The organism is Ancylobacter aquaticus, assembly GCF_004339465.1.
In the GTDB taxonomy this organism is placed as follows: domain Bacteria; phylum Pseudomonadota; class Alphaproteobacteria; order Rhizobiales; family Xanthobacteraceae; genus Ancylobacter; species Ancylobacter aquaticus.
In genome coordinates this window covers 1,005,388-1,026,428 of sequence record NZ_SMFY01000001.1, presented here as the reverse complement: position 1 = coordinate 1,026,428, position 21,041 = coordinate 1,005,388, and the positions used below count along the sequence as shown (strand labels likewise).

Sequence of the window (21,041 nt, the reverse complement as noted above, 5' to 3'; positions counted from 1 at the left end):
AGACGGTGTCACCGTCCCCCTTGAACGGGAGGCCTCGGCCGCAGCGGGCAGTGGCTGCCATCGGAGGGAATGCCATGCTGACGATCAACCGACGCAAGATCATGCTGACGGCTGTGGCCGGTGCGTCCGGGACGCTGCTTGGCACAGCTGTGCCCGGCACGGGGCTCGCCCAGCCAACGGCGCCGGCTTCGGTCGGCAATGTCGGCCATTACCGTTTCAAGGTCGGCGACATCACCGCCACCGTGCTCAGCGATGGCCTCATCGGCGGCCCGCCGAAGGTCTATGCGGGAGACGCGCCGGAGGCCGAGTTGCACGACGCGCTCAGGCAGGCCTTCCTCCCCACCGACTTCATGACCCTCAACCTCAACACGCTGCTTCTGGAGATAGACGGTCGCCGCGTTCTGCTGGAGGCCGGCGCGGGAAGCACGATGGGGCCGAAGGGCGGCCGCCTGTTCGACAATCTCAGCGCCATTGGTCTTTCGGCCGACGACATCGACCTTATCGTCATCTCGCACACCCACCCCGACCATGTCGGCAATCTGCGAACCGGCGATGGCGGCCGTGCCTTTCCCCGCGCGACCGTCATGGTGCCAAAGGCGGATTGGGCGTTCTTCGTCGAGAACGAGCCGGATCTCTCCTATATGCCGGTGCCTGAAGCGTTCCAGAAGCGTTTCGCGGCCAACATCAAGCAGAGCCTGCAGCCCGTCACCCAGGGCATCGCGTTCTACGAGGCCGGCGCGGAGCTTCTGCCGGGCCTGACCACGATCGCCGCAAGCGGCCATACGCCTGGGATGGCCACCTTCCTCGTTCATTCAGGCGGGGATCAACTGCTGCTGACGGCGGATCTCGCCTATCACCCCGTGGTCAACATCGACCGACCCTGGCGTCCGGGACCGGACCGCGATCAGGAGGCCGCCGCCACGGCGCGCGGGCGCATCTTCGATCAGGCCGCAGCCGACCGGATGCTGGTTCTCGGCTTTCACTATCCCTTCCCGGGCCTCGGACGAATCCTGCGCACCGATTCCGGCTATGCCTGGGTGCCCGCCGGCTGGCAGTTCTGACCGGACGGACAAGGCACGCGCGGACATCAGGGTGTACTCCCGCCCGTCACGTCGACACTTTATCCAAGTGTCCAAAAGCCGGCAGCGGGTCCCACTTGGCTCTCAGCGGTCCGATGCCGTTCATCCGGCCAGTCTCGATGAAACCGAACGCGGCCAGTTTGGGCGAACATCCCGGACGCTCTTCCGAGCGCCCGGGATCAAGCGATGTCACGCCGCCCGGGTGGCGATGGCCGGCACTTCCTCGGAGTGGCGGATCTCCGTGCCCAGCACCTTCAGGCACTCGCGCATGAAGGCCGCCAGCGCGGTCCAGCCCTTGGCGGAGACCATGTTGCCGTCGACCAGCGCCTCAGTGGGGGAGAGGTCGACATAAATGCCGCCGGCCAGCCGCACTTCCGGTTCGCAGGCGCCGAGCGCGCCGACCCGCTTGCCGGTCAGCACCCCATCCACCGCCATGAGGATCTGCGCCCCGTGGCAGATGGTGAAGATCGGCTTGCCGGTCTCGTGGAAGTGGCGGACCATGGCCTGAATCCGCTTGTCGGTGCGGATATATTCCGGCCCACGCCCGCCGGCGCAATACACGGCGTGATACTCCTCCAAATTCACCTCGGAGAAGGTCTTGTTGATGTCGGCAAGGTGGCCGTAGCGCTCGATATAGGTCTGATGCCCTTCAAAGTCGTGCAGCGAGGTCTGGATCTTCTCGCCGGCCTTCTTGTCGGGACAGACGACGTGGACGGTGTGGCCGACGGCTTCCATTCCCTGCTGGAACACGAAGATTTCGTATTCCTCGGTGAATTCGCCCGTCAGCATCAGGATTTTCTTGCCCGGCATGGTGAGTGTCTCCGCACGAGGTGAGGGCCGGGCGCGCGAGCCCGGCCGAGGGGTGACGTTCAGAACGGCGAGTCGGGGAAATAGTATTCCTCGGCATTGTCCTTGGTGATCAGAGGTGCATCGAGCTTGAGCGAGCCGCGCACCGGCGCATGGCCGGCGAAATGCGCGGCGGTCAGATAGATGGCGGTCTTGATCATGGAGGGCGGATAGGGCGTCTCGACCGGGGTCATGGCGTCGCCCGCCTTCACCTTCTCGATGATTTCCTTCATGCCGTTGCCGCCGAGCGCGAACTTGATGTCCTTGCGGCCGGACTGCTTGATCGCCTCAAGGACGCCGAGCAGCATGTCGTCGTCATTGGCCCACACCGCGTCGATCTGCGGGTATTTGGCGAGATAGTCCTGCATCAGCTTGAAGGCCTCGTCGCTGTTCCAGTTGGCGTACTGGATGTCGAGGATCTTCAGGTCGGACCCCTTGATCCCGTCCTGAAAGCCCTTGATGCGCTCGTCGTCGATGACGGTGGGAATGCCGCGCAGCACGACGAGGTTGCCCTTGCCGCCCAACTTGTCGACCAGGAACTTCGCGGTATTGAAGCCGACCGCGATGTTGTCACCGGCGACATAGAGATCCTGGATGCTCGGGTCATTGAGGCCGCGATCCACCACGGTGATGAAGGCGCCCTTCTCCTTGATGGTCTTGACCGGCGTGGTCAATTCCTCGGAGCTGTGCGGCAGGATCACCAGAGCGTCCATCTTGCGCGTGGCGGACATGTCCTCGATGGCGCTGACCTGTGCGCTGGCCGAGGGCGAGGTTTTCACGACGACCTCGATGCCGGGGAAGGCCTTGTTGATCTCCTTCGCGGCGGCATTGGCGTGATAGACCACGCCGGCGGTCCACCCATGGTCGGCGGCGGGGATCGAGACGGCGATGATCTTCTTTTCGGCGGCCGACGCCGGGCCGGCGGCAAGAAGCGCGGTCGTAAGTCCTGCCGCGATCAGCGAATTCCTGAGCATGCGTTTCCTCCATTGGTGCGGCAGTCTTGTTTGAAGTTCGGCGCGTCGCGGCTGCCTCGCGCGCGCCGGCATTTCGCTCGCCTACCTCTTCGACATCCTCTGGATCAGCATCGCGATGATGATGATGACGCCCTGCACCGCTGCGACGAGGTACTCGGAGACGACGTCGGAAAGGACCATGAGGTTGGCGATGAATTCGAGGATCACCGCGCCGGCCACCGTGCCCCAGATGCGTCCGCGCCCACCGCGCAGGGCGGTGCCGCCGATGACCACGGCCGTGATGACCTGTAGCTCCCAGAGCAGGCCGGTGGTTGGCGTCGCTGCGCCAAGCCGGGGCACGTAGCAGATGGCGGCGATGGCCACGCAGGCGCCCTGGATGACATAGGCGGTGATGCGGACCCGCGTGACCGAGATGCCGGAATAGCGCGCCACATCCTCATTGGCGCCCACCGCCACGCAGCGGCGGCCATAGCGCGTGCGGTAGAGCACATAGGCGGCGACCAGCGCCACGCCGAGCGACACGAGGATCGGGATCGGCACGCCCAGCACATCGCCGAAATAGACCGGGCGATAGGCTTCGCGCAGGCTGCGGTCGATCGCCACCGTGCCGCCATCGGTCATGTAGGTGATGAGGGCGCGGAAGATGCCCATCGTCCCCAGCGTGGCGATGAAGGGCTCGATACGTCCTACCGTGACGATGGTGCCGTTCAGCAGGCCGCAGGCAATGCCGGTGACGAGGGCCACCGCCATGCCGAGCGGGATCGCCGCCGTGCCGACATTCGGCGCCACCGTGTTCATGAACAGGATCATCACGCCGGTGATGAAGGCGGCCATTGAGCCGACCGAAAGGTCGAGCCCGCCCGAGGAGATCACGAAGGTCGCCCCGATCGCGATGATGCCGATGAAGGCACTGCGGGTGACGACATTGGCGATGTTGTTGGCCGACAGGAAGTCGGGATTCACGAGGTAGCCGATCGCCACCAGCGCGGCGAGTGCGAGGAAGGGGCCGGCATCGCCCCAGCCAATCGACCAGTTCTGCTGGGCGCGCGGCGGCGCAGCGGCGACATCAGCCATGTGCGTTTCCCTTTGATATTTCTTCGCTCGCCACGCTGCTGGTGGCGTAAAGCGCGACATTGCTCTCCGACATGGCGTCGCCGGTGAGTTCCCCGTTGATTCGACCCGAGCGCATGACGAGGATGCGGTCGCACAACCCGATCAACTCCTGCATCTCCGAGGAGATGACGATGCAGGAACGCCCCTCCCGCACGAGCGACTGGATGAAGGCGTAGATCTGGCTCTTGTTGGCGATGTCGATGCCGCGCGTCGGCTCGTCGATGACGAGGACGGAGGGCTCGTTGAGCATCACCTTGGCCAACAACAGCTTCTGCTGGTTGCCGCCAGAGAGCTGGCCGGCCTTCGCGTCAAGGCTGCGCAGGCGGATATCGTAATGCCGCACGGCCTGATCGAGCTGCCGCGCCTCGCCCGCAAGATCGAGCCCGGCGAAGGGATGCACCCGGTCCAGCGCGGCGAGCGTCAGATTGGGCGCGAGGCGCTCGCCGAGCAGCAGGCCCTTGCCCTTGCGATCCTCCGTGAGATAGCCGAGCCCCGCTCGTGCGGCATCGGCCGGCGAGTGGAAATGGACCGGCCGGCCGTGCAGGCGGACCCCGCCGAAACTCGCGGCACGCAGGCCGAGAAGCCCCTCGAAAAGTTCGGTGCGCCCGGCGCCGATCATGCCGGCAAGGCCGAGAATCTCGCCCTTGCGCAGGGTGAACGACACGTCGTTCACGAAGCCAGGCACATGGGCGTGCTCGATTTCGAGCGCAGGCTCGCCCGGCACCCGTTCGAGCTTTGGCGGATAGAGGCTGGAGAACTCGCGCCCGACCATCAGGCTCGCCATACGCTGCGGCGTGAGGCCCTCGGCATCGTAGGTGCCGACCCTGCGCCCGTCACGCAAAACGGTGACACGGTCGGCCAGCCGTTCCACCTCGTCGAGGCGGTGGCTGATATAGAGGATGGCGACGCCGCGCTGTTTCAGCTTGATGATGATGTCGAGCAGCGGGTCGACTTCGTCGTGGGTGAGAACCGCCGTCGGCTCGTCGAAAATCACCACGCGGTGCGTGCCCAGCAGCGCCTTGGCGATCTGCACGAGCTGCCTGTTGGCGAGGGAGATGTCGCGCACGAGCGCGCGGGGCGACACTTTGCAGCCGATCTCGGCAAGCTGCGCGGCCGCCGCCTCGCGCATGGCACGCTCGTCCAGCCGGCCGAAGCGGGTCATCTCGCGGCCGATGAAGATGTTCTCGGTGACGGTCAGCGCCTCGGCCAGCAGGATTTCCTGATGCACCAGTGCAATGCCGGCCGCCTGCGCATCCGAGGGGGTGTGGAAGGCGACAGGTTCGCCATCCATCAGCATCCCGCCCTCGCTCGGCCTGAGATAGCCGGACAGCAGGCGCATGAGCGTGGACTTGCCGGCACCATTCTCACCGATGATGGCGTGGATTTCGCCAGGCCGGATATCCAGCGTCACGTCCGACAACACCGTGACGCCGCCAAACTCCTTGCCGAGTCGCTCGGCGTGAAGGATCGGCGCGCCTTGGATGGCGGGGAGGTGAGCGAGCGCCCCAGTCATTGGTCGAACGCCGGGGACAGGCGGTCGCGCGAGCGCTCCAGATGCACCCGCATGGCGAGGCGCGCCGCGTCGACGTCGCGGGAGGCAAAAGCCATAAGCAGGGCCTCATGCTCGTCAAGCGCTTCCTCGGTGACGAGCGCATGGAACATCAGGCGGAAAATGTGAAAATGGGTGTGCTGGTGCGTCAGGGTTTCTCGAACCAGCCCGTTGCCACCGACCTCAAGAATCATGTCGTGGAAGATGGCGTCCTGCCGGGCGAATTGCGGATAGCGCGCGCGCTCATCCGCCCCTCCCCCGCGCAGATTGACGCCGGCGGCGCCGGTGAGCGCCTCGAGTGCCTGATCGGTCATGGAGGCCGCAGCCCGACCCGCCATCTCCGGCTCTAGCAGCAGACGCAGATCGTAGAGTTCCTCGAAGCGGGCACGGGTGATCTGCGGCGCGGCGCTGTAGCCGACCAGATGCGTCTTGACGACGAGACCCTCGCCCTCGAGACGCCCGAGCGCCTCCCGGATCGGCGTCTGCGACACCGCCAGCTCACGCACCAGATTGTCGACGGTGATGCGCGCGCCGGGAGGGATTTTGAGCGCCATCAGGCGCGCAAAGATCGCGTCATAGACTTCCTCGGCCAGACTGGCGGCGCGATGCACCGCAGGCGCTAGTCCACCCTCTTCAGGCAGGTACCGGGAAGCAGCGTGAGGTCTCGAACTGCGCATTGCGTTGCCCCTTGACAGCGATCAACAGCTAGCACGATCCTCTACACCACTCAATACGATATCCTATACGATTTTATATAGGCGACCAACTAAGCAATAATACATTATACCAGAAACGTGGGAGGGACCTTTGGCCGACTTCTGTGCGATGCGAATGAAGCGAGACATCATCGTCGGCAAAGGCCGGCGTCATGCCCGACGTGATATTGGTGCGCCGATGCCGTCGGGTTCATGTCCACACCGATGCGCACTTAGCCGCCTCCACCCTTTTTGAGCGGGCCCTGCCGCGCCTGGGAAGCGTGGCTCCACGTGGCCTGCCGGCGGAACCCGACGCCCCCCCCGATCACGCCGCTCGGCCCTGACAGTGAAGTTGTGCCTCCATGGTCGACCCCTTCCGAACCCGCGACGTCGTGCCGGATTTCGACCGCCACGTGGCCGACTATGCGGCGCGCAGCGCGGTGACGCGGGCGCGACTGCGGATGTGCGCGGATATCGCCTATGGCCCCTCGCCGGCGGAGAGGCTCGACCTGTTCTTCCCGCCGCCCCATCGGGCGACGGGTGCCGTGCACATGTTCATCCACGGTGGCTATTGGCGCATGTTCGCCAAGGAGGACTTTTCCTTCGTCGCCGAAACGGTGACGCGGGCGGGTGCGATCGCGGTAGTCGTCGATTACGCCCTGATGCCGGCCGTGCGGATGGAGGCGCTCGTCGCGCAGGTCCGCCGCGCCCGCGACTGGATCGTCCAACATATCGGCGCCTATGGTGGCGACCCGGCCCGTCTTACCATCAGCGGCCACTCGGCGGGCGCCCAGCTCGGTGCGCTGCTGCTCGACGCGAGCGGGCCGGCCGGCCGGATTTCGGGTGCCGTTCTAATAAGCGGCATCTATGATCTCGCACCGCTGAAAATCTCGTTCCTGAGGGATCTACTGGACCTGACCGACCGGGAAATCAGCGATTTCAGCCCGCTAGCCCGGGACTACCGGGCAGGCCCGAAGGTCCGGCTGTTGGTCGGGGAATTGGAAACGGCACCATTCCACCAGCAAATGAATGCTTTCAGCTCTCATGTGACAACCGCCACCGGCAGCAGCGTCGTTCAACGCACACTCCCCGGCCTCGACCATATGAGCATCATGGCCGATCTCGGGACACCTGGGTCCGAGGCCGCAGGCCATCTCGTGGAGTGCCTCGCAGCCGGCCCGTGAGCCGCCCGGGCGTCACCGGAGGCCCTTCGGTTGGGGCCGCGCCGCCAGTCGCTGTGCGTCGAGCAGAGGGTTGGCGGCGTTCCCCGACTGCCTTACGTCGCGTGGGGCGTCACGCTTCCGGCCAGGACGCGGATCTGCTCCTCGATGTGATAGAGCGTGCGCTGGTAGTGTTCGACGAGCGTCGCCACGGCGCGCGCTATGTCGCCCTGCAGGACGACCTCCATGATCACGCGGTGTTCCTCGATGGCGCTGCGATTGGCGGAGACAGCGGAAATCAGGATGTAGCGCTGCGCGTGGTCCATGAGTATCTCGCAGAAATCCATCAGCCATTGCGAGCCGCAATTGGCGATGAGCGCGACATGGAAGGCGCGATGGTGGATTTCCCACCCGGCGCGGTCCTGTGCGTCGCCCGTGGGCGAGCATTTCGACAGGCGGTGGAAGGCGACGACAATAGTCTCCTCCCACCGATCGTCGCGGTTATGGATGCTTTCGGTGAGCGCCGTGCTTTCCAGCCAGCAGCGGGTCTTCACCAGTTCGCGCCAGCTGTCGAGGCTGATTTCCGGAACGAAGAAGCCGCGCTGATCCTGCCGGTCGACCAGACGTTCGGAGGAAAGGCGGTTGAGCGCCTCGCGCACGGGGTTGGTGCCCACGCCATACATGGCAGCGACCGCATCAATGGCGAGCTTCTGGCCGGGGACGACGATACCCTTGAGAATGTCCTGCCGCAGTTTGTCGTGCACCAATGTCGCCGAGGTCGCCTTGTCGGGCGAGGTCGCAGGCCGGCGCCCGGCACGACGCTTCATCGTGTCCGGCGCTGCCGGCGGCTCGGCGACCAGGCTCTTTGCTTCGCTCATCGTCCTCCCCCGGCCACCGCGTTGGTACGGCGCCAGAACACCATTCGGCGTTCAGCCAGCACGACGCACCAGTACGTCGCCAGTCCCAGCAAGCTCAGATAGAAGATGAGCGCGAAGACGCGGGCCGTGTCCAGCTGTGACGCAGCGGTTCGGATGAGATCTCCAAAGCCGCGTCCGCCACCGAGGAATTCTCCGGTGATGGCGCCGGCGACGACGCCGATGGCCGCGATCTTCAGCCCGGTGAAGAACTGCGGCAGTCCGGCGGGAATCTTCAGGCGACGCAGCGTCTGCCAGCGGCTGGCACCGATGCTGCGGAACATCATGCGGGAGTTCTCGTCGGCGGCGTGAAGGCCGGCGGCGACGCCCACCACGATCGGGAAGATGGCGACGAAGGCTGCCAGCGCGACCTTGGAGGCGATGCCGAAGCCAAGCCACGCGACGAAGACCGGCGCGAACGCGATCTTCGGCATCGTGTCGATGGCGACGATGAGCGGCATTACCGCACGTTCACCGAAGTGCGTCTCTCCGACGACTATGCCCAGCGTGACACCGATGACGATCGCCATCGCGAAGCCGAACACCACCTCCTGCGCGGTGACGAGGAAGGCTTTGAAGACGAAGCCGCCGCTCAAAAGGTTGGCGCCCACCGTGATCAGTTCCGCCCCGGTGCGGGCGGGGGACGGCAGGATGATGGGCGAGACAAGGCCGCTCAAATGGATGGCCTGCCAGATGGCAACGAAAATCGCGACCAACATCGCCATGGCCACCGGCGTCGGCAGGACGTCAAGCCAGCTCTGCTTCTCCTTCCACACCGTGCTCGGCGGCGGCGAAGCGGACGATGGATCGGCAGGCGCGTGGTTCAGGGTGTCGCTCACGACAGGGCTCCCTTGCCGAGCAGGTCGCGGATGCGGTGCACATAGGCGCCGAATTCCGGCGTGGTCATCATGTCCAGCGTGCGCGGGCGCAGCAGATCGATCTCGAATGCCTCCACGAAGCGGCCGGGACGCGGCGACATTACATGGACGACATCCGACAGAATCACCGCCTCGGCGATGGAGTGGGTAACGAGGAAGGCGGTGGCGTTGGCCTGAAGGCAGATCCGCTGCAACTCCATGTTCATGAAGTCGCGGTTGATCTCGTCGAGTGCGCTGAAGGGCTCGTCGAGCAGGATAACCTTTGGCTCGCCGATCAGCATCCGGCAGATCGCCGCGCGCTGGGCCATGCCGCCGGAGAGTTCGCCGGGATAGACGGCCTCGAAGCCCTTGAGCCCGACCAGTTCAAGAAGGGTGTGCGCCTTGTCTAGAGCGGCGCGCGCGCTGTGCCGGCCCGACCGGATCTCGATGGGCAGCAATATGTTTTCCAGCGTGGTCAGCCAAGGCAGCAGCGTCGCCTGCTGGAACATCATGCCGATGTCCTCGCGCGGGCCGAGCACGGGCTTGCCGTCGAGCATGACACTGCCTTCGGAGGGCGACTGCAGTCCGGCCATGATCTTCAGCAGCGTGGACTTGCCGCAGCCGCTGGAGCCGATCACCGAGGAAAAACTGCCCTGGTGCAGCGTGAGATTCACATTCGACAGCGCCACCACATTGCGCTGCGCATAACTCTTGTTGACGCCGTGCAACTGGTAGACCGGCCGGGGCGAATGCCCGGCCGGTGCAGTGGCTTGAGCCGACAGCGTCACGGCTTGACACCCACGTTCCAGATGTCGACGAACTGGTTGGTGTAGGCCTTATCGAGATCCGGCAGGGGCGCCTTGAGCGAGCCGGTCTTCACCAGCGCCTCATGCCACAGCACGAACTGCTCGGGGTGGTTATAGCCCCAGCCCTTGCCGGGGATGGTGGGGGTGATACGGGCGCGGGCGCTCTGCAGCAGGGCGGCGGCGAAGGCCTTGTCCTCGCCTTCCTGCGGGTTCCCCGCCGTGGTGTGCTTGAGCACGGTATCGGTATTGGCCTCGTTCATGGCGAAGATCGTCGCCTTGACGATGGCGCGGCCGAAGCCCTCGATCACCTTGGGGTTCTTCTCGATATAGGCGCGGGTGGTGACGTAGCCATTGCCAAAGAAGCCGAGATACTTGTCCGGCGTGATCTCGCGCAACTTCATGCCGCGCAGTGTGAGGATGGCGCTGTCGACGAAGGCGCCGGCATAGGCGTCGATGTCGCCGCGCATGAACGCTGCGGTCGCCATGCCGCCATCGCCAACGGACAGGAAGGTGTAGTCCGTGCCTTCCTTCCAGCCGAGATCGTCGAAGATATTGCGGGTGAAGGAGACTTCCGCACCATCAGCCGTGCCCACGCCGATGATCTTACCCTTGAGATCCGCGGGCACCTTGTAGGCAGCCTCCTCCTTCACCACGAGGCCGAACTGGCTCTTGGCGAAGTGGTTGTAGATGAACAGCACGTCGACGCCGTTCGCCCGCGCGGCGAGCGTCGGGCCGACGCCGGGATGGCCGATCTGCGCCTGGCCGGCGGCGAGCGCCTGCAGCACCTGGCCGGAGCCGTCGACCGCTTCAACATGGACGTCGAGGCCCTCCTGCTTGAAGTAGCCCTCGCCGATCGCGACGTGGATGGGGAAGTGCTGGATCGCGCCCGGATGTGGGAACACCACCGTGACCCGGGTGAGCTCCTGTGCCTGCGCATGAGGCACGAAGGCGCTGGTGAGGGCGGCGCAGGCGGCGAGCGCCCCGGCGAAAAGCGTTGCAGGAATTCGAGTCATCAATGGCTGTCCCCGTTTTTGGTTAGCCGCAAGCTTGCGACTCGAAAATCGATTAAGCAAGACGCGTTCCATAAAAATGTATGATTTGCGATTTATGCCGTCTTTGCATATTCATTGCCCAACCTGCAGACTCCAATGCGGGCCCTGTGAGGTCATCGAGGATTGAAAATGGCGCGTCCCACCGTTCCCCCTGTCACCCTGCCCGTGCTTGGGGAGGACGAGCCGTTCCCGGTCCGTCGCGTCTATCTGGTGGGCCGCAACTATGTCGACCACATCCGCGAGATGAAGGAGGGCGACGAGCGTGACCCGCCGTTCTTCTTCCAGAAGCCGACCGACAGCGTGATGCCGCCCGACAGCGTGGTGGACTATCCGCCGGAGACCTCCGACTTTCAGTTCGAGGTGGAACTGGTGGCGGTGATCGGCTCGGAAGCGCGCAACGTGACGCCCGAGCAGGCACCCGACTACGTGTTCGGCTATGCCGTCGGCCTCGACCTCACCCGGCGCGACCGCCAGCGCGAGGCGTGCAAGAGGGGCGTGGCGTGGGAGGTCGGCAAGTCGTTCGACCAGTCCGCGCCCTGCGGCCTGATCGCGCCGGTGAGCGCGGTCGGCCATATCGTCAGCGGCGAGATCAAGATCGACGTGAATGGCGAGCGGCGTCAGACCGGCGATATCCTTCACATGATCTGGAAGGTACCGGAGATCATTGCGAACCTTTCGCGCTCTTACGTGCTGAAGCCGGGAGACCTGATCTACACCGGCACGCCGGCCGGCGTCGGCGCCGTGGTCCCGGGCGACCGGCTGGACGCCAGCGTGGCCGGACTTCCGCCGCTGACCATCACCATCGGCGAGCCTCGCCATCAGGCCGCATAGTCTGCAGGAACGACGCGCCGCCGCCGGCCGACAGCTGGCGGCGTTAGGCCTGGGATCTAGCGGCCCGCCTCGGCGGCCTCCGGCATCAGCTTGCTGTAAAGCGCCGACAGCCGCTCGCGGTAGCGCTGTTCCGAGAACAGCGCCGCCTGTACCCGGCCGCGCTGGGAAAGCGAGGCGCGCAGTTCGGCGTCGGTGGACAGCGTCTTGATGGCGTTGGCGATGGCGCGCGGATCGTAGGGGTCGACCAGTAGCGCGGCGTCGCCGGCCACTTCCGGGATCGAGGCGGTGTTGGCGCTGATGACCGGCGTGCCAAGCGACATCGCTTCCAGCACCGGCAGGCCGAATCCCTCATAGAGCGAGGGGAACACCAGCGCCTTGGCGCCGCGTATCAGACTCACCAGCAGCGGGAACGGCGCATAGTCGAAGCGCCGCACGCGGTCGCGCACGAAGGTCAGGTTGTCGAGCTGCTCGAGGTAGCGGTTGCTGCCCTCGTTGAGGAAGCGCAGCTCCTCGCCCGCCTTCCACGCCGTCTTGCCCAGCAGCACCAGCGGCTCCTCCACCTGCGAGGCGAGATAGGCTTCGATCAAGCGGGAGATATTTTTCTTCGGCTCGATGGCGCCGAAGAACAGAAAGTAACCCTTATATTTGAGGCCGAAGGCGCCCTCCACTTCCTCGCGCACCAGATCGTCCGGCTTGTCGACGTATTTCGCCGGGATGGAGACGGCCTGATAGGTGTTCGTGACCTTCTCTTCGGGATAGTCGAACAGCTCGACAATATCGCGCTTCGACGCCTCGGAGACGGTGACGATGTGATCGGCGCGGTTGAGCACGCCCTGGATCATCCGCTTGTAGAATTTCTTGTTGTCGAGCGTCGTGTAGGGCAGGCGCAGGGGGACGAGGTCGTGCAGCGTGTAGATGTTCGGCACGCCCGGCAGCCGGATCGGCAGCGGGTAGGTCCAGTGCATCAGGTCTGGTTTGTCGACGCCACCGACGGTGAGGAAGTGCCGGTAGGCGCTGAAATGCCAATAGCTGCGCGAAAAAAGTTCCGGCGCGTTCCAGATGCGGTCGTAATGGGGAAGGCGCGACTGGAAGGCCCGGCTGATGACCTTCCCCGTCAACGGCACATCGCGCGCGCGGATGCCCATGGGTGAGGTGCACAACTGCTTCAGCCGCCGCGCGACCTCCAGCATCAGCGATGGCGAGCCGGCATTGGGGTCGAAGAACGAGATTTCGCGCAGCAGCGGATCGGCGCTTGGCGAGGCCCGCGTGCCGTAGAGGATGTCCGTGCGATAACCGAGGGCGCCGCAGGCGAAGCTCAGATTGCGGGCATAGGTGGCGACGCCGGTGCCGGCCTCCAGCGCCAGATTGTAGCCATCGATCATCACCGTTCCGCGGCGAGGCGCGAGCGGAAGCGTCACCGATGCAGGTGCCCCCGCCCCGCCGCCGCTCTCGTCACCCCGCAACAGCCTGAACCTGCGTCAGTTGCGGCCGCACCGGCACAGGCGCCCCGCCGCCATGGGCATAGGGGATGTCGCGGATCAGTTCGTGGTCGAAGACGGTGCCCCCGTGGGGTGCGGTGATCGGCGCGATGTCGATCGGCAGGGCCTCGATGAGCGGGTCTGTGTCGAACTCGATGGGCCGCCATGCGGTGTCGATACACCACATCAGATGCGCCCAGTCGGTGCGCTTGTTGCGGCGCTGCACATAGACCGGAATCTGCGGAATGCCGAGGCCGAGATAAAGATCGGTAATGCGCAGGTCGAAACCGTCATCGGGGTCCATGACCCGGCCGATCAGCCCCTCCGGCGTGCCGCGCGGCGAGAAATAGAGGCAGGGTATGCCATAGCTCTCGGCGAACACCATGCCGTGCAGGCTGGTGGAGACGAGGCGCTTGCAGGCGAGAATCTCGTCCAGCTTCTCGCGCATCGATTCCGCGCTGATCGCCGTCAGCGTGTTGATGATACGGACGCTGCCCTCGAACTCCTTGGGGATGTGGTAGCGTTCATAGGCCTCGCGTGGCAGCGCATCGAGCCACCGGCCATCGAGATCGGAGAGATGGACGATGACACCGATCTCCCACTTCTTCTCCAGCTTCGGATTGTAAAAGCGCGGCAGCGCCCAGACAGGATCGCCGAACACCGGCGCGCCAACCGCGTTTTCCTCGCCCAGCAGCGCCCGGCTCACCGGGCCGCGCGTGGCGTGCACCCGGTAGCGCGTCGCCGGGTCGGGATGGAACGCAATGCGCTCGCCCTCCTGCCCTGTGTTGATGTAGCGGGACGAGCCCGTGCCCCACACCGAGACGTCGCCGCCCTTGAGGTTCTGGGCGATGGTCCCGACCGCCGCCATGCGTACGCTGTTGCCGTCATGCGCCTGGTGGACGATGGGCTTGCCCGACAGCAAAGCCACCATGACCGGGCTGAGGGCGTCACCCAGATTGAGATAGTGCTGGACCCGCGTCGCCGCTGCCCAGGTGAGCGGAACGGCGCCTTTGTCGCGGACGATCTGACGCAAAGTGTCTTCTGTCACGTCGCTGCTCCTTCTGGCTTGTTCAGGGGATGGCGGCGGGCGCCACCGCCTCGACGCGGTTGTAGACATCGTCAAGGCGGACGATGTCGTCCTCGCCGAGATAGGAGCCGACCTGAACCTCGATGAGTTCGAGCGGAATGCGCCCGGGATTGGTGAGGCGATGAACGGAGCCGAGCGGGATATAGGTCGACTCGTTCTCGTGCACCGTGAACACCTCCTCGCCCACCGTGACCTCGGCGGTGCCGGTCACCACGATCCAGTGTTCCGACCGATGGTGGTGGCGCTGCAAGGACAGGCGCTCGCCGGGATCGACGACGATCTTTTTCACCCGGAAGCGGCCACCGAGATTGATGGTCTCGTAGCTACCCCAGGGCCGATGCATCTTGGGGTGCTCGGTCGCCTCGTTGCGTCGCTCGGCCTTGAGCGAGGCGACGAGATGCTTGACCTCCTCCGAGCGGGCGGAGGGCATGATGAGCACCGCGTCGCCGGTCGCCACCACGGACAATCCCTCGACGCCGATGGCGGCGACCAGCGGCCCTTCGGAGTGGATGTAGGAATTGGTGGCATCGACCATCCGCACCGGGCCGCGCTGCACATTGCCCGATTCATCCGGCGCGCTGATCTCGCGCACGGCGTTCCAACTGCCGACATCGGACCAGGGGAAGCTGCCTTCCACGACGGCCGCCCGACCGGTGCGCTCCAGCACGGCATAGTCGATGGACAGACTGGGCGCGCCATGGAAGGCGGCGCCGAGCCGGCAAAAGCCGAGGTCGCGGGTGGCGTCCGCAACCGCGCGACGCACGGCCGCGACGATCTCCGGCTCAAAGCTCTCGGCCTCCTCCAGCATCACATCGGCGGGGAAGAGGAAATTGCCCGAATTCCAGAGATAGCCGGCCTCGACATAGTCGCGCGCCGTCTCGGCATTCGGCTTCTCGGCGAAGGCTTCGACCAGCGCCGCCGCGCCGCCATTCAGCACCGCGCCGCGCCTTATATAGCCATAGGAGGTGCGCGGCTCGGTCGGCGTGATGCCGAAGGTGACGATATGACCGAGCTTTGCCGTGCCGTGCGCCTTCCGGCACGCCTCGTGGAACAGCGGGATGTCGCCGATGACATGGTCCGCAGCGAGGACGAGAAGCGTCGCTTCGTCGCCATGCATCTGCTGCGCGAGCAAGGTGGCGGCGAGCAGTGCCGGGGCGGAATCGCGGCGCACCGGCTCCAGCACGACGGTCGGCTCGACGCCGATATCGCGCGCCTGACGCTGGGCGAAGAAGCGGAACTCCTCATTGGTGACGATGATCGGCGCCGCGAACATCTCGCCCTGCGCCACGCGCTGGAGCGTGTCCTGGTAGAGCGTTCCGCCCGAGGTCGACAGCGGCAGGAACTGCTTGGGCAGCGAGTCCCGCGAGATGGGCCAGAGGCGGGTGCCGGAGCCCCCGGCGAGAATGACAGGGACGATCTTGGAGTCGGACATTGATGTTCTCCTCACGTTCAACGTTGTCGAACGATACGAATTCAGAGGACGCACCGTTTATCTCGCAGTTGCGAAAAGATTATACGCAGGAATATGAACGTCAATATAATTTTATGAGGACGTTTTATTCAGTTTTACAAGTATTATCCTTTTAATGTACGAGTCATTTTTTGAGTTGATGGCAATAGTTAGAACATTTTATGGCGATATACACGACAATGAACTAGGGCGGCCCGACGACCGGCGCGGCGCCTTTCTCATGAACGGTGCCAATCTCGACGGCGAAGAACAGCCGCAGCACTGCCTCACGCACGAACGCCGGCACGCAGCGCCCCAGCCCGATCAGCATCACCAGCGGCAGCGGAAAGGCGACACTTCGCGCGCCGCGCTCCACGGCGGCGGCAATTGCGGCGGCGGCGCGTGGCGCGTCCCATTGCAGCGGGCGCCAGCCGCGATAGGCGCGGCTCATGCCGGTGTCGATGAAGCCGGGGCAGGCTACCGTCAGGCGCACGCCCCGCGCCGCCAGCACCGGGCGCAACGCCTCGCCAAAGGCGCTCAGTCCGGCCTTGGTGGCGCTGTAGGTCGGCTGGTCCGGCATGGGCATCCGCCCGGCCAGCGACGAGACGAGCACGACGCGCCCCTCGCCGCGCCGGCGCATCGAATCCAGCAGCGGCAGCACGGTGGCGATCGCGCCCTCGAAATTCGTGCGGATCTGCGCCAGCACATCGTGCAGCGGTTCGGCCTCGCCACCGCCGCCAAGGCTCGCCTCGACGCCGGCATTGGCGATCACCGTGTCAATCGGCGTCTCGGCATCGACCTCCGCAATGAGCCGGGCCAAGGCCATGCTGTCGCGTACGTCGAGGATCTCGCGCCTCACCCGCGCCCCGCGCACCCGGCAGTCCTGCGCCACCGCATCGAGCCGCGCGGCGTTGCGGGCGATCAGCAGCAGGCCGACACCCTCGCGCGCATAATGCCGGGCGAGAGCCGCGCCCAGCCCGCTTGAGGCGCCGGTGATCAGTATGTGACGCTGCTTCATGCCGGGTGCGCCCCCTCCATCGCCATGCGGGCGACAAGGCCTTCCACTGCACGCGCGATGGTGTCGGGCGCGAAGAAACCGCCGGCGACCTGCGTGCGCGCCACCACGACACGCCGATAGGCCCGAAAGAGTTCGGGGTCCGGCGCCTCGGCCTCGGTCCAGAACGCATCGAGCGTACCCTGATGCGACAGCCCCGGCATGTCGTAGGTGGCACGGCCCAGTACCTTGAGCGGCCGGCCCTCCCGCAGGGCCAGCATGGCGGTGGTGGAATTCACCAGCACCACGCCGGCGCTCATGGCCACCAGCGGTTCGATGGCGCCGCCCTCAATGAACACCACGCGCCCGGCCAGGCCATACTCACCGGCGAGGCGCGCCACCATTGTGCGGGTCGCCGGCAGGCGAGTGTCATAGGGATGGCGCTTGAGCACGAGGCGCGCACCGTTCGGTGCCGCGCGCGCGAAAGAGGCGAGCACCTCACTCGCCACCTCCTCCACCGACCGGAAGCGCGAATGCACGCGCATCTGGTAGTCACCCTCAAGCTGAAGCGGCAGAAGGAAATAGGGTGCCCAGTCGGCAATCGCCTCCCGCGCCCGGCGATCGCGCTGGCCGGCGGGCGAGGTTGTTAGCCAGCGAAACACCCACCCAACATAATCCCTTGCCGGGTGCGCCAGCGTGTGGCGGCGGTAGCGGGGAAACAGCGGTGCCAGCGCGGTGTGACCCGCATGCCAGGCGATGTCCCAGAGCGCCCGGCGAGCGAAGGGTTCGAACAGCGGGGCCAGGGGGGCCGGCTCACTTAGCCGGGACGCCGCCGCAAGAACGGCCTCCGGGGTGCGGGGCAGGTCGGAATGGGCATTGACGCCGTAGGATTCGCAGGTGATCCAGCCCGGGCGCTCATAGCCTTCCTCCAGCAGATGCAGCCGCACGCCCCGCCCGCGCCCAACGCGCACCGCCGGCGCGTGGTAAGGGCGACAATCGCCGAACAGCACGAGATCGCTGACCCCTTCCTGCGCCATCAGCGCGTCCACATAAGCCGGCCACTCATCCGGCCGGCCACGATAAAGCCGCGCGGGCCCGCGCCAAAATACCGTATCGCCGCCGCACAGATGCACTTTGACGATCCGCGCCCCGCCCCGGCGCAGTGCCCGCGCGAGGCTGATGGCGAAGGGCGAGGCAGGCCCCTGCAGAAACAGGAAGCAGCGGCCGGCAAAGGCACCTGCCACGTCGGTCCTGCCCGCGCGCCCCGGCTTCTCCGCCCCCGAGACCGGCGCCGGCAAGGCCGTGCGCCCGGCTGTGAAGCCCAGTGCCGGGCGCCCGGCGGGGGTGAGCGCCGCTTCCCTCAATAGTCGATCCGATCGACGATCTCGGCCGGCAGAGGCCAGGTCATCTCGTCCGGCGACACCGCCAGCGGCAGCGGAAAGGCGCGGATCAGCGGGCGGTCGTCATAGCTCAGTGGCCGCCACTTGCCATGCACCCAGGACAGCACGGCGGCCCAATCCGTCGGTTTCGAGCGGTCGAGGCAATAGGAGGACAGCGTCGTCCGCCCGACTCCGGAATAGAAATCCCGCATGCGGTGGTCGATCTGGTGCTGCGGGTTGCCGAGATCGAGCATCCGGCCCTCGCCGTCGCCATAGGTGGCGAACCACGCGCAGGGGATGCCGTAGGTTTCGGCGATGACGAGGCCGTGCAGGCTGGTCGACACGATGGCGCGGCAGGAGACGATTTCCGCCACCTTTGCCCGCATCGCCTCGACGGTGGGCGGGCAATGGGTGTTGATGAGCCGGATGCGCCCCTTGAACGCGTCCGGCACGCCATACCGGCGCAGCGACGCCTTGGCGGTGGCTTCGGGCGTGCGGTCTTCCAGTTCGGTGATGTGGAGAATGACGCCGAGATCATGCGTCTTCTCCACCTCCTTCATCGGCCAAAAGCGCGGCAGCATCCACACCGGATCGCCAAAGATGTCGGGAACCTCCATGCCGGCGGCCCGCAGCGTGCGGGCGCTGTTGGGGCCGCGCAGGGCATGGATGTGGAACTGGGTATCGGCCGGGCGCACATAGCCGCGCACCAGCGGATCGACCGGGTTGCGCTCGGCGTCGACGCCGGTGCCCCAGAAATGCAAGCTGCCATTGCGCTGGTTGTGGCCGATCGTGCCGACCGCGACCATGCGCTCGATCGGCTGGTCGAAGCCGGCGCGGCGTACGGTGACGCCTGCCATGCCCGCCACCATGAGCGCGCTCAGCGTATCGCCGAGATTGGCGTGCGGCGTTTCCCGCGTCGTGGCGGCCCAGGAGAGCGGGATGGAGATGCGGTCGGCATTCATCCGCAGCAGCGTGGCGAGGCCGGGGGCCATACCACCGGGCGCTGAGGTGGGAGGCACCATCGCGGAAGGCTGCGGCCGCGCCTCGCCGACGACCTTCGCCGACGCTGGGCTGGGCGTAGGCGGGGCCGGCTTCGGCGCTTGTTTCGCCACCGGCTCGCTGGTGTCGGTGTCGCGGTCCTGCTGGCGCAGCAGCGCCACATCATGCTGCAAAGTCAGCCCCTTTATGACCGGGTGATCCCAGATGCTCTTTCCCGACGGGGCCTTGAGCGGGGACGGCGTGAACGGGAACGCCGCGATCAGGCGATCGGCATCGAACGCGGCCGGCACCCAGGCGCGGTCGACGGCGTCCATCAGCGCCGGCCAGTCCGTCGGCAGGCCGCGGTCCTGGAAATAGGCGGGGATGTGGCGCCGACCAAGACCGAGATAGAGGTCGACGATCCGCAGGTCCGCCGGCCCCTCCGGGTCGAGCGCCAGCCGTCCCAGCCCGCGCGGCTCGGAGAGCGGAGAGAAATAAAGGCAGGGGATGCCATAGGCCTCGGCGATGATGAGGCCGTGCATGCTCATCGAGACGATACGCTCGCAGGCGAGAATTTCGTCGAGCTTGGCCTTCAGCGCCGGCACGCCGAGCGGCGTCACCGTGGTGATCAGGTGGATGTCGTCGCTGAGTTCGTCCGGAACCTGGTAGCGTGCAAAGGCCGGCAGCGGCCGCGCCTCGTGCGAGCGGTCAGCCAGTTCGGAGAGGTGGAGTATCACCCCGAGCTTCCACTTCTTGCGGATGCGCGGGCGATAGAAGCGCGGCAGCAGCCACGCCGGGTCGCCATACACGCCCGGACGCGGGCCGCCATTGGCCATGAGCCGCTCGGCAACCGGCCCGCTGGTGGCGTGCAGCACCATTGCATCATGCCCGGGCGGGGCGAAGGCCACCCGGCGGTCGGCCGGTGCCGATGGGTTCTTCCAGGGCGAGCAGCCGGTGCCCCACACATGCACCTGGCCGCCTTCCAGCGTGTGGCCGATGGCACCGATGGCGGCCATCCGCACCGAGTGCGACTTTGCCGGCACGCGCCGCACCGGCACCCCGCCGACCATTGCCGTGAGCACCGGACTGAGCGCGTCCTCGAAGTTCAGATAGTCCATCAGCGTGGTTGATCCGGCCCAGCCGAGCCGCACTTCGCCTTCGGTGCGAACGATTGCCTCAAGCGGTGTCTTCATACGGCCTCACGCGCTGTAAGCACATTTGAAATATCCATGAGGGCGAGTGCGCCACATGAATTAATCACAGTAGTAGTATTGTTCGATTTATTCCTCATGTCTACACCACGCTAAATATCGGTTGGCATCGAGACTTTTGGTAATTTAGCACCGTATGCCGGCACGTCCGAGCGTCGAAGGACCTGGGCGCAGCATCCCGCAGAGGCCAACCATCAGCGTGGATTTTGTATGCCACGACAGATTGCAGCGCACCCCTCGCACTACCGCAATGCAGCACAAAAGGGATGAGAACATGACTCATTCTTCAACTTAAATACTGCAACCAATCGGTAAATTGGCACCATACTGGGGATCATCACGTTATCGCCGCAAACAGGTGAGTCTTATTAGCCCGACACGAACGCGCGAACTTCGCCAACACTGGCATTAGTTTCGTTCAAAATTGCTTCCATTAGCGTAATGAAGCAAATCATTAGCATTATAGGTTTCTTGATACCTTTATTGCCGAAGAATGATGCAACAATACATGAATGAGCCCCTAGACAGATCGTCAGGTTTGATGCTGCAATGCACATGGCACGCATCATCTTCGAATGCTTTTACGGC

General features: G+C 65.4%; 18 protein-coding genes. 3 read left to right on the top strand and 15 right to left on the bottom strand.

The annotated features are described in order from the left end of the window. Window positions 1-101 precede the first annotated feature (101 nt). Window positions 102-1,061: an MBL fold metallo-hydrolase gene (locus EV667_RS04750; RefSeq protein ID WP_131835023.1), complete on the top strand. Its 960-nt coding sequence runs from the start codon at window positions 102-104 to the stop codon at window positions 1,059-1,061. Between the two features lie 207 nt (window positions 1,062-1,268). Here EV667_RS04750 and EV667_RS04745 read toward each other — a convergent pair whose 3' ends face one another. The 5 genes from EV667_RS04745 to EV667_RS04725 form a co-directional block, all read right to left on the bottom strand. Continuing rightward, window positions 1,269-1,889: a DJ-1/PfpI family protein gene (locus tag EV667_RS04745; protein ID WP_131834125.1), complete on the bottom strand. Its 621-nt coding sequence runs from the start codon at window positions 1,887-1,889 to the stop codon at window positions 1,269-1,271. 59 nt (window positions 1,890-1,948) lie between these two features. Continuing rightward, window positions 1,949-2,899 carry a substrate-binding domain-containing protein gene (locus EV667_RS04740; RefSeq protein ID WP_131834124.1) on the bottom strand — a complete coding sequence of 317 codons (951 nt, stop codon included), beginning with the start codon at window positions 2,897-2,899 and terminating at the stop codon, window positions 1,949-1,951. 81 nt (window positions 2,900-2,980) lie between these two features. Continuing rightward, window positions 2,981-3,973 carry an ABC transporter permease gene (locus EV667_RS04735; RefSeq protein ID WP_131834123.1) on the bottom strand — a complete coding sequence of 331 codons (993 nt, stop codon included), beginning with the start codon at window positions 3,971-3,973 and terminating at the stop codon, window positions 2,981-2,983. Next, on the bottom strand, window positions 3,966-5,525 hold the full coding sequence (locus tag EV667_RS04730) for a sugar ABC transporter ATP-binding protein (protein WP_131834122.1): 1,560 nt from the start codon (window positions 5,523-5,525) through the stop codon (window positions 3,966-3,968). The genes EV667_RS04735 and EV667_RS04730 overlap by 8 nt, the downstream gene beginning before the upstream one ends. After that, window positions 5,522-6,172, bottom strand: a complete 651-nt coding sequence (locus EV667_RS04725) for a GntR family transcriptional regulator (RefSeq protein WP_131834121.1) — start codon at window positions 6,170-6,172, stop codon at window positions 5,522-5,524. The genes EV667_RS04730 and EV667_RS04725 overlap by 4 nt, the downstream gene beginning before the upstream one ends. A 446-nt stretch (window positions 6,173-6,618) precedes the next feature. Between EV667_RS04725 and EV667_RS04720 the strand changes: the two genes are divergently transcribed. Then, window positions 6,619-7,440 carry an alpha/beta hydrolase gene (locus tag EV667_RS04720; RefSeq protein ID WP_131834120.1) on the top strand — a complete coding sequence of 274 codons (822 nt, stop codon included), beginning with the start codon at window positions 6,619-6,621 and terminating at the stop codon, window positions 7,438-7,440. A gap of 92 nt (window positions 7,441-7,532) precedes the next feature. Here the strand turns inward: EV667_RS04720 and EV667_RS04715 are convergent, their stop codons facing one another. The 4 genes from EV667_RS04715 to EV667_RS04700 are packed head-to-tail and all read right to left on the bottom strand — an operon-like array spanning window position 7,533 to window position 11,006. Further along, a complete protein-coding gene (locus tag EV667_RS04715) occupies window positions 7,533-8,294 on the bottom strand; it encodes a GntR family transcriptional regulator (protein ID WP_207907673.1) in 762 nt (253 codons plus the stop codon). Continuing rightward, on the bottom strand, window positions 8,291-9,169 hold the full coding sequence (locus tag EV667_RS04710) for an ABC transporter permease (protein ID WP_245515969.1): 879 nt from the start codon (window positions 9,167-9,169) through the stop codon (window positions 8,291-8,293). Before EV667_RS04710 ends, EV667_RS04715 begins: the two co-directional genes overlap by 4 nt. After that, window positions 9,166-9,975 (bottom strand): ABC transporter ATP-binding protein, encoded by an 810-nt coding sequence (locus EV667_RS04705; RefSeq protein WP_245515968.1) that lies wholly within the window; start codon window positions 9,973-9,975, stop codon window positions 9,166-9,168. The genes EV667_RS04710 and EV667_RS04705 overlap by 4 nt, the downstream gene beginning before the upstream one ends. Next, window positions 9,972-11,006, bottom strand: a complete 1,035-nt coding sequence (locus tag EV667_RS04700; RefSeq protein WP_131834119.1) for an ABC transporter substrate-binding protein — start codon at window positions 11,004-11,006, stop codon at window positions 9,972-9,974. Before EV667_RS04700 ends, EV667_RS04705 begins: the two co-directional genes overlap by 4 nt. 168 nt (window positions 11,007-11,174) lie before the next feature. On the opposite strand from EV667_RS04700, the gene EV667_RS04695 reads away from it, so the two are divergent. Next, window positions 11,175-11,876 carry a fumarylacetoacetate hydrolase family protein gene (locus EV667_RS04695; RefSeq protein ID WP_131834118.1) on the top strand — a complete coding sequence of 234 codons (702 nt, stop codon included), beginning with the start codon at window positions 11,175-11,177 and terminating at the stop codon, window positions 11,874-11,876. A gap of 56 nt (window positions 11,877-11,932) precedes the next feature. Here the strand turns inward: EV667_RS04695 and EV667_RS04690 are convergent, their stop codons facing one another. The 6 genes from EV667_RS04690 to EV667_RS04665 all read right to left on the bottom strand — a co-directional run bounded on the left by EV667_RS04690 (window position 11,933) and on the right by EV667_RS04665 (window position 20,435). Further along, window positions 11,933-13,258 carry a glycosyltransferase family 4 protein gene (locus EV667_RS04690; RefSeq protein WP_131834117.1) on the bottom strand — a complete coding sequence of 442 codons (1,326 nt, stop codon included), beginning with the start codon at window positions 13,256-13,258 and terminating at the stop codon, window positions 11,933-11,935. A gap of 70 nt (window positions 13,259-13,328) precedes the next feature. Next, a complete protein-coding gene (locus EV667_RS04685) occupies window positions 13,329-14,402 on the bottom strand; it encodes a polysaccharide pyruvyl transferase family protein (RefSeq protein WP_245515967.1) in 1,074 nt (357 codons plus the stop codon). A gap of 22 nt (window positions 14,403-14,424) precedes the next feature. Then, window positions 14,425-15,873, bottom strand: a complete 1,449-nt coding sequence (locus EV667_RS04680) for a mannose-1-phosphate guanylyltransferase/mannose-6-phosphate isomerase (protein ID WP_131834116.1) — start codon at window positions 15,871-15,873, stop codon at window positions 14,425-14,427. A 223-nt stretch (window positions 15,874-16,096) separates the two neighbouring features. Next, a complete protein-coding gene (locus tag EV667_RS04675) occupies window positions 16,097-16,909 on the bottom strand; it encodes an SDR family NAD(P)-dependent oxidoreductase (protein WP_131834115.1) in 813 nt (270 codons plus the stop codon). Next, window positions 16,906-18,249, bottom strand: a complete 1,344-nt coding sequence (locus EV667_RS04670) for a capsule biosynthesis protein (protein WP_131834114.1) — start codon at window positions 18,247-18,249, stop codon at window positions 16,906-16,908. The genes EV667_RS04675 and EV667_RS04670 overlap by 4 nt, the downstream gene beginning before the upstream one ends. Continuing rightward, window positions 18,246-20,435 (bottom strand): polysaccharide pyruvyl transferase family protein, encoded by a 2,190-nt coding sequence (locus EV667_RS04665; protein WP_131834113.1) that lies wholly within the window; start codon window positions 20,433-20,435, stop codon window positions 18,246-18,248. The genes EV667_RS04670 and EV667_RS04665 overlap by 4 nt, the downstream gene beginning before the upstream one ends. Between the last annotated feature and the right edge of the window lie 606 nt (window positions 20,436-21,041).

Coding starts and splice junctions, on each gene's coding strand:
- EV667_RS04745 (WP_131834125.1), bottom strand. CDS start 1,889: ATGCCGGGCAAGAAAATCCTGATGCTGACGGGCGAATTCACCGAGGAA.
- EV667_RS04740 (WP_131834124.1), bottom strand. CDS start 2,899: ATGCTCAGGAATTCGCTGATCGCGGCAGGACTTACGACCGCGCTTCTT.
- EV667_RS04695 (WP_131834118.1), top strand. CDS start 11,175: ATGGCGCGTCCCACCGTTCCCCCTGTCACCCTGCCCGTGCTTGGGGAG.
- EV667_RS04750 (WP_131835023.1), top strand. CDS start 102: ATGCTGACGGCTGTGGCCGGTGCGTCCGGGACGCTGCTTGGCACAGCT.
- EV667_RS04700 (WP_131834119.1), bottom strand. CDS start 11,006: ATGACTCGAATTCCTGCAACGCTTTTCGCCGGGGCGCTCGCCGCCTGC.
- EV667_RS04730 (WP_131834122.1), bottom strand. CDS start 5,525: ATGACTGGGGCGCTCGCTCACCTCCCCGCCATCCAAGGCGCGCCGATC.
- EV667_RS04735 (WP_131834123.1), bottom strand. CDS start 3,973: ATGGCTGATGTCGCCGCTGCGCCGCCGCGCGCCCAGCAGAACTGGTCG.
- EV667_RS04720 (WP_131834120.1), top strand. CDS start 6,619: ATGGTCGACCCCTTCCGAACCCGCGACGTCGTGCCGGATTTCGACCGC.
- EV667_RS04715 (WP_207907673.1), bottom strand. CDS start 8,294: ATGAGCGAAGCAAAGAGCCTGGTCGCCGAGCCGCCGGCAGCGCCGGAC.
- EV667_RS04665 (WP_131834113.1), bottom strand. CDS start 20,435: ATGAAGACACCGCTTGAGGCAATCGTTCGCACCGAAGGCGAAGTGCGG.
- EV667_RS04690 (WP_131834117.1), bottom strand. CDS start 13,258: ATGATCGATGGCTACAATCTGGCGCTGGAGGCCGGCACCGGCGTCGCC.
- EV667_RS04680 (WP_131834116.1), bottom strand. CDS start 15,873: ATGTCCGACTCCAAGATCGTCCCTGTCATTCTCGCCGGGGGCTCCGGC.
- EV667_RS04675 (WP_131834115.1), bottom strand. CDS start 16,909: ATGAAGCAGCGTCACATACTGATCACCGGCGCCTCAAGCGGGCTGGGC.